This is a genomic window from uncultured Lamprocystis sp., from assembly GCF_903933125.1.
Taxonomy (GTDB): domain Bacteria; phylum Pseudomonadota; class Gammaproteobacteria; order Chromatiales; family Chromatiaceae; genus Thiodictyon.
On the sequence record NZ_CAIZIZ010000196.1, the window covers coordinates 1 to 7,713 of the forward strand.

Sequence of the window (7,713 nt, forward strand, 5' to 3'; positions counted from 1 at the left end):
AAAATCAACGCATTACGGTGCGGCAGTGCCGACCATGACAGGGGTCAGTAAATTTTGACGATACACAATATCTTATTGATTATGTTACGGTAAATTGCCACGGGAAATCCCAGAGAGCCATAATTCTACGATTTTTACAATATAAAATCAATATGTTAGTTCCTAGACAGGCTCTAACCTGGCTTGCCTTGCCTGCTCTGATATTTCATCAAGCGCATTAAACAATCGCTGAATTTCTTCGGTTTGTTCAATCGCTCTGATTTTTGCTTCCAGAATCGTCTTTTCCGCTCTTTTCAGTAATTTTGCATCTTCTGTTGCGGCGGCAAAGTCGTTGTCGGTAATTAACTTCAGATTAATGAGGCCAATTTGGTTCAGGAGCGCATTCTTCCAGACCGGAAAATTGCTGTTCTGAATTCTGCCCGATATTTGAATTTCTAAATTATCCACGATGTCTCCCGGTCTTAACATGGAGTATTTTTCTTCATCTGTGAACATCTGTGACATCTGTGGATAACTCCGGATAGTCGCTTGCTCAGCGCCGCTGAACCAGCGCCCGCCCATCCGCGAAGAACACCAGCACCAAAAACAGCACGAGCAATCCGCCGCCGACCAGCGGCGCTTGCCAGCCGAGTACACCCACCAGCAACCTGCTCGCACCGAACAGCACGAGGCCCAGGGCCAGGTAACCGAATACCCGCTTGAGGTCATAGGGCACGGGATAGTAGCGTCGACCCAGGAGATAGGAGACCACCACCATCGTACTGTAGCAGGCCAGATGCGCCCAGGCGGCACCCGCGTAGCCCCAGGTGGGGATCAGGGTGATCAGCATGATGACGGTAATGGCTGCGCCGAGGAGTGAGACCCAGGCGCCCATCAGCGTGCGGTCGGTCAGCTTGTACCAGATAGACAGATTCACATAGATGCCGAGCAGTAAGTTGGCCAGCAATAGGACCGGAACCACCGAGAGCCCCTCGCGGTAGGCCGCCCCGACGAAGTACTGAAAGACATCAAGGAACAGCGTGACCAGAAGGAAGATAAACACGCAAAAAATGACGAACCAATTCAGCACGATGGCGTAGACGCGTCCGGCGTCGGCCCGCTTGGCATAGGCGAAGAAGAAGGGTTCGCCGGCATAGCGAAACGCCTGAATGAACAGCGTCATCAGGATCGACAGCTTATAGCAGGCGCTGTAGATGCCAAGCTGCGCCATATTGGTCGCATCGTCGTAGGGCAGGAGGTATTTGAGCGCTGCCCGGTCCAGCATCTCGTTGACGATTCCAGCCATGCCGATGACCACCATCGGCAGTGAGTAGCGGATCAGTCGGGCGAAAAGCGGCCGATCGAATCCCCGCAGTCCCCCGTTGAACTGGGGCGCCAGCATCAGGAGCTTGATTGCGCTCGCCACCAGGTTGGCGATGAAGACATAGCCGATCCCGATAGTCGGGTCCCACAGCCGGCCGAGGAAGGACTGCGGGTCCGCGTCAAAGGCCGCGCGGCAGCCGAGGATGAAAAAGAGGTTGAGGCCGATGTTGATGGCGATCTCGATGAGCTTCACCACGGCGAAACGCCCGGCGCGGTTCTCCGCCCGCAGGCGGGCGAAGGCCGCCGCGCCGATCGAGTCCAGAGCGAGGATCGCGGCGCACCACCAGATGTATTCCGGATGTGCGGGGTGGCGCAGCAGGTCCGCGGCCGGTTGGCGAAGCGCGAACGCCAGGATGAAGAAGGCGAGGTTGGCCAGCACCAGGACGCGCAGCACCGTGGCGAAGACCACCGGCGCGGGGCGTTCGCCGCCCGAGCGGAAGCGGAAATAGCCGGTCTCCAGGCCGAACACCAGCAGAACCGCGAGGAATCCCATGTAGGCATAGAATTCCGCCACGACACCGTACTCCGCCGGCGCGAAGGTGTAGGTGAAGAGCGGGACCAGCAGATAGTTGAGAAAGCGTCCCAGCACGCTGCTCATGCCGTAAACAGCGGTCTGGGAGGCGAGTTGCTTCAGGGGATTCACAAGCGGGCGGATTCCAGGGCGGCGAGTCAGAAGGGTGCATTCTAATGCGTCTCTGAACGAAAGCCGATATTCCGCGGGCCTTGATCATAACTCGGCCGGCAGGCACTGGGGCGCAGGGCGCCCAGACTTGCGTGACACCGCTCCCGAGAAAGGGGGCAGGCAGGCGATGGGCAGACGGTGCAAACAGGGCAAGGACTTCGTGGCCCTGTTTTAGGACCTGGACCTGTTGGGCGGGACCGAGATCGGCATCGCGGTGTCACGAATTCCGCGCTACGTCCGGGTCCCGCGAGGGCTACAGCGCGGCGATTCGCTCCCGCTGCGTCTTGAGGTTGCCGATCGCCGTGGCGTGTTCGGCGAGTTTGTCGCGCTCCTTCTGCACCACCGCCGCCGGGGCCTTGTCCACGAAGGCGGGGTTGGTGAGTTTGGTCTGGGTGCGGGACACGTCGTCGCTCAGGCGCGCGATTTCCTTGTCCAACCGTTTCAGTTCGGCGTCTTTGTCGATCAGCCCGGCCATGGGAATCAGGACTTTCATTTCGCCGACCAGCGCCATGGCGGACTCGGGCGCCTGGGATGGGTCGTCGAGTACGGTGATGGATTGGGTGCGGGCCAGGAAGTCCAGGTAGGGGCGGGCGGCCGTGATCCAGCGGCGGTCTTGCTCCGAGGCGTTGGCGATCAGTACCGGCAGGGGCTTGCCCGGCGGGATGTTCATCTCGCCCTTGATGCGCCGCATACCGAGGATGAACTGGCGGACCCAGTCGATTTCGGCCGTGACTTCCCGATCGGCGGTGGCATCGCCGGCGTCGGCCCTGGGGTAGGGGGCGAGCATGATGGTCTCGCCCTGGACTCCGGCGAGTGGCGCGGCCTGTTGCCAGATCTCCTCGGTGATGAAGGGCATGATCGGGTGAGCCAGCCGCAGCAGGGTCTCCAGGGTGGTGATCAGGGTGCGGCGGGTGCCGCGGCGGGCGGCGTCATTGGCGTCGGTGCCGGTCAGTACCGGTTTGCAGAGTTCCAGGTACCAGTCGCAGAACTCGTTCCAGGTGAACTCATAGATGGCCTGAGCGGCCAGGTCGAAGCGGTAGTTGTCGAGGGACTCGCGCACGGTGCTGGTGGTCGCCTGGAGACGGGCGTTGATCCAGCGGTCGGCGGCGCTGAACTCCAGGTCCGCGGGGGCGGCCCCCAGGCCGCAGTCCTGATCCTGGGTGTTCATCAGGACATAGCGCGACGCATTCCACAGTTTGTTGCAGAAGTTGCGGTAGCCCTCGATCCGTCCAAGATCGAATTTCACGTCGCGGCCGGTGGTGGCCAGCGCGGCGAAGGTGAAGCGCAGCGCATCGGTACCGAAGCCGGGGATACCGCCGGGGAAGTCAACGCGGGTCTGTTTCGCGATCTTCTCTGCCAGGTGCGGCTGCATCATGCCCTTGGTGCGCTTCTCGACCAGTGTCTCCAGATCGATGCCGTCGATCAGATCGATGGGGTCGAGGACATTGCCCTTGGACTTGGACATTTTGTCGCCGTGGGCGTCGCGTACCAGGCCGTGGATATAGACATCCCGGAACGGGACCTCGCCCATGAATTTCAGGCCCATCATGATCATCCGGGCGACCCAGAAGAAGATGATGTCGAAGCCGGTGATCAGCACCGAGGTCGGGTAGAAATCGCGCAGCCGCTCGGTCTCGTCCGGCCAGCCCAGGGTACTGAAGGGCCAGAGTGCGGAGCTGAACCAGGTGTCCAGCACGTCCGGGTCCTGTTCCAACGGAAGCTCAGGCGCCAGGCCGTGAGTTGCCCGCACCTCCTGCTCATCGCGGCCGACATAGACATTGCCCTGCGCGTCATACCAGGCGGGGATGCGGTGCCCCCACCAGATCTGGCGGCTGATGCACCAGTCCTGAATGTTGCGCATCCAATCGAAATAGGTGTTCTTCCAATTGTCGGGGACGAAGCGGATGCGTCCGTCCTCCACCGCGGCGATGGCGGGTTCGGCCAGCGGCGCGATGCGCACATACCACTGATCGGTGAGATAGGGCTCGATCAGGGCACTTGAGCGGTCGCCGCGGGGTTGCTGCAGCCGATGGTCCTTGACCAGGGCCAGCAGCCCCAGGGCGTCGAGATCCGCCACCACCCGCTTGCGCGCGGCGAAGCGATCCAGACCGATATAAGGGGCGGGGAGCAGGCTGCCTTCCTCGGGCAGGTTGGAGCGCACCGCGGCATCCGGGGTGAAGATGTTGATCAGGCCGCCGTGGGGTTGATCGGCAATGGGCGTTTCATCGCGATGACGCAGCCAGACCTCATAGTCGTTGAAATCGTGGGCCGGGGTGATCTTGACACAGCCGGTGCCGAACGCGGGGTCGGCGTAGTCGTCGGCGATGATGGGGATACGCCGACCGGTCAGCGGCAACTCCACGAACTCGCCGATCAGGTGTTGATAGCGCTCATCGTTGGGGTTGACCGCCACCGCGCAGTCCCCCAGCAGGGTCTCCGGACGGGTGGTGGAGACCACCAGGTGTCCGGTCCCATTGACGAGGGGGTAGCGCATGTCCCACATGAACCCGGATTCTTCTTCCGAGAGCACCTCCAGGTCCGATACCGCGGTGTGCAGTACCGGGTCCCAGTTGACCAGACGCTTACGGCGGTAGATCAGACCCTCCTGATGCAGGCGCACGAAGACCTCGCGCACCGCGGTGGACAGACCCTCGTCCATGGTAAAACGTTCGTTGGCCCAGTCCAACGAGGATCCCAGCCGACGCAATTGGCCGGTGATGGTGCCGCCGGATTCCCCCTTCCACTCCCAGACCCGGTCGATGAAGGCGGCGCGGCCCAGATCGTGGCGGGTCGTGCCCTTTGCCGCCAGTTGGCGTTCGACCACCATCTGGGTGGCGATGCCCGCGTGATCCGTGCCCGGCTGCCACAGGGTGCGCTCGCCTTTCATCCGGTGGTAGCGGATCAGCGCGTCCATCACCGTGTTGTTGAACCCATGGCCCATGTGCAGGCTGCCCGTCACGTTGGGCGGGGGGATCATGATGCAGTAGGTGTCGGCGCCGGCGGTTGGGGCGGGCGCGGCGGCATCCGGCGCGAACCAGCCGCGCTCCTCCCAGCGTTGATACCAGGCTCTTTCCAGGGTCTTGGGGTCGTAATTTTTGTCCAGCATGGCGCTTGCGTCTGTCCGCGGGGTGAGTCGAGCGATAAGCGCGAGTATACCCGGCGGAATGGGTCAGACGGCAGGCGGACCCCCTCGATAAGGGTGTGAAGCGCGCGGATGCAGCGGCTGTGCGCCGCTGGGGCGCGTGGGGTCAGACCTTCAGGTCTTGAAACAGCCCGATCTCGACCAGCTTGGGGAGGAGAACCTGCTCTTCGTGATCAATGCGTTGCGTGACCAGATCGAAGACCTCGTGCGTCTCGGCCAGGAACTGATCACAGAAGTTGTAATCGCAGTTCTTGAGCCAGTTCGTGTAGTGGTCGTCGAAGGTTGCGCGCAGGGGTTTCTCGCTGCTGATGAATCCCCAGGCCAGTGAGTTGACCTTGGGGTCCTCGTGAACCAGCAGGCGCGGATACAGGCCGTGATCGGCCGCCGCGAGATGCCGCCGCATCGTCTCGCCCAGGTCACACAAGAGTTCGAATGCGGCTTTGGCGTTGGGACGAAACCGGAGCTGCGCCTTGTTCAGGATCGGGCGCAGATCGGCCATCATCTGACGCAGCTCCGAGTGGGTGCTGCGGAAACCGTCGAGAGTATTCACAAATTGTCCTCATCGCTAGTTGTTTGCGGGCGCTGCCGTAAGGATGAATCCTTCGATAACACTCCGTCGCCGATACATCGGCGGCACCTTGCCTGCTGGCCCTCACACGAGCGGGTAGGTGATACTGGTTTAGTCTATAAACGGCAGCAAGTCAAAGCCCCTTTATCAATAAATGACAAAGGGGATCGGCCAGCCGGTGGCAAAATTCTCAGGCGGACTTACGATATTGCGGTGAAATGACTGAAATTCAAGGCGTCTCTGCGTCACGAAGTTCGCGGCGCCAGCCGCCGCACCGCGTTCAGCCGTTGATCCACAGATGCACCCCGATGCTCGCGAAATACCCCAACGCGATTGCCGGCGTCCACTTCAGGTGTCCAAAGAAGGTGTACGCGCCGCGCGCCTGACCCATGAGCCCGACGCCGGCCGCGGAGCCGATCGACAGGAGCGACCCACCGACCCCGGCGGTTAGCGTCACCAGCAGCCACTGGGTCTGATCCATGGCCGGATTCATGGACAACACCGCGAACATCACCGGGATGTTGTCGACAACCGCCGAGATCACTCCGACTCCGATGTTGGCTGCGGTCGGTCCCCACTGCAGGTACATCACCTCCGAGGCCAGCGACAGATACCCGACATAGCCCAGTCCGGCCACACAGAGCACCACGCCGTAGAAGAACAGCAGGGTGTCCCACTCGGCACGCGCCACCGGATTGAACACATCGAAGGGGGTCATGTCGCCCACCTGGGTTGCCCTATCCCCCTGTCGGTGCTGCCAGCGCGTGTGGGTCATGCGCAGGTAATAACCGAAGAACTGGAGATAGCTCAGACCGGTCAGCATCCCGATGACCGGGGGGAGGTGGAGGAACGAATGGAAGCTCACCGCCGTGGCGATCGTGACCAGGAACAGGGCGATGATGCGGCGGGCTCCGCGTTTCATCGTGACCGCTTCGGAAGCCGTCGCGGGCTTGTGATCGGGCACCGCGAAGTGCATCAGGATGGCCGGGACGAGCCAGTTCACCAGGGCGGGGAGGAAGAGTGCGAAAAACCCGAAGAAGTCGATGATCCCTTTCTGCCAGACCATCAGGGTGGTGATGTCGCCGAAGGGACTGAAAGCGCCGCCGGCGTTGGCCGCTACCACGATATTGATGCAGGAGAGGGTAACAAAAGTGCGGTTCTCGCCGCCGACCGCCAGCACCACTGCGCCCATCAGGAGCGCGGTGGTCAGGTTATCGGCGATCGGCGAGATGAAAAAAGCCAGAGTTCCGGTCATCCAGAACAGCGAGCGAAAACTGAAGCCGGCGCGGATCAGCCAGGCGCGCAGGGCATCGAAGACGCGCCGTTCAGCCATCGCGTTGATGTAGGTCATCGCCACCAACAGGAACAGCATCAACTCGGCAAAGTCCAGGAAGGCGTGCCGCACTGCCTGCTCCGCCGCCTGGGGTGCGCCTTGTTGTGCGGAGACATAGGCGAGGATGGCCCAGATGACGCCGGCCGCGATCACCACCGGCTTGGACTTGCGCAGGTGCAGAAACTCCTCTGCCATCACCAGCACATAGGCCGCGAGAAAGATCAAAAGGGCCGCTAAGCCTGCCGGGTGCCGAGTCAGATCCGGGTGATCGGCGGTCCCTGACGCGACGGCGACGATTGGCAAGAACAGGGCGAGGACCCCGATGAGGACGGCAGGCAGGATGAACACGGGTGAGGGGCTCCTGAGGATCGGGGCGCGATACAGCATGGCTGTACCATAACCCGAGACGGGGTGTGGGCCAAGCCTGCGGATGCCTGGCGGCGCGGCGCGATGTGTCGCGCGGCGGCTTTGACAGCGATCCGGTCACGCCCTGGTGTCGCGCACCGGAGGTGGAGACTTCCGTAAACATCAGCCCGTGGCCTTGTGGGAGCGGCGTCCCGCCGCGATGCGGTGCCGTGGTGACTTCTAACGCCGCGGCGACGCGCCTGGTCCCATCGCGGCGGGAC

General features: G+C 62.0%; 5 protein-coding genes. All 5 read right to left on the reverse strand.

The genetic code is table 11. The features are described 5' to 3' along the window. Nucleotides 1-162: 162 nt before the first annotated feature. Nucleotides 163-561 (reverse strand): hypothetical protein, encoded by a 399-nt coding sequence (locus QZY03_RS09925; RefSeq protein ID WP_295580525.1) that lies wholly within the window; start codon nucleotides 559-561, stop codon nucleotides 163-165. Further along, nucleotides 533-2,005, reverse strand: coding sequence for a lipopolysaccharide biosynthesis protein (locus tag QZY03_RS09930; protein WP_295580527.1), 1,473 nt, complete (start codon nucleotides 2,003-2,005; stop codon nucleotides 533-535). The genes QZY03_RS09925 and QZY03_RS09930 overlap by 29 nt, the downstream gene beginning before the upstream one ends. Nucleotides 2,006-2,297: 292 nt before the next feature. Beyond that, nucleotides 2,298-5,150: a valine--tRNA ligase gene (locus tag QZY03_RS09935; protein ID WP_295580529.1), complete on the reverse strand. Its 2,853-nt coding sequence runs from the start codon at nucleotides 5,148-5,150 to the stop codon at nucleotides 2,298-2,300. 142 nt (nucleotides 5,151-5,292) lie between these two features. Continuing rightward, the gene (locus QZY03_RS09940) at nucleotides 5,293-5,736 is read right to left on the reverse strand and encodes a hemerythrin domain-containing protein (protein ID WP_295580531.1); all 444 of its coding nucleotides are present in this window, start codon (nucleotides 5,734-5,736) and stop codon (nucleotides 5,293-5,295) included. A gap of 298 nt (nucleotides 5,737-6,034) precedes the next feature. After that, complete coding sequence (gene nhaD, locus QZY03_RS09945; protein WP_363169328.1) at nucleotides 6,035-7,426, reverse strand: sodium:proton antiporter NhaD; 1,392 nt, start codon at nucleotides 7,424-7,426, stop codon at nucleotides 6,035-6,037. Nucleotides 7,427-7,713 lie beyond the last annotated feature (287 nt).

What these genes read in the sequence shown, in the direction of transcription:
- QZY03_RS09935 (WP_295580529.1), bottom strand. Translation starts at nt 5,150, where the DNA reads ATGCTGGACAAAAATTACGACCCCAAGACCCTGGAAAGAGCCTGGTAT.
- QZY03_RS09925 (WP_295580525.1), bottom strand. Translation starts at nt 561, where the DNA reads ATGGGCGGGCGCTGGTTCAGCGGCGCTGAGCAAGCGACTATCCGGAGT.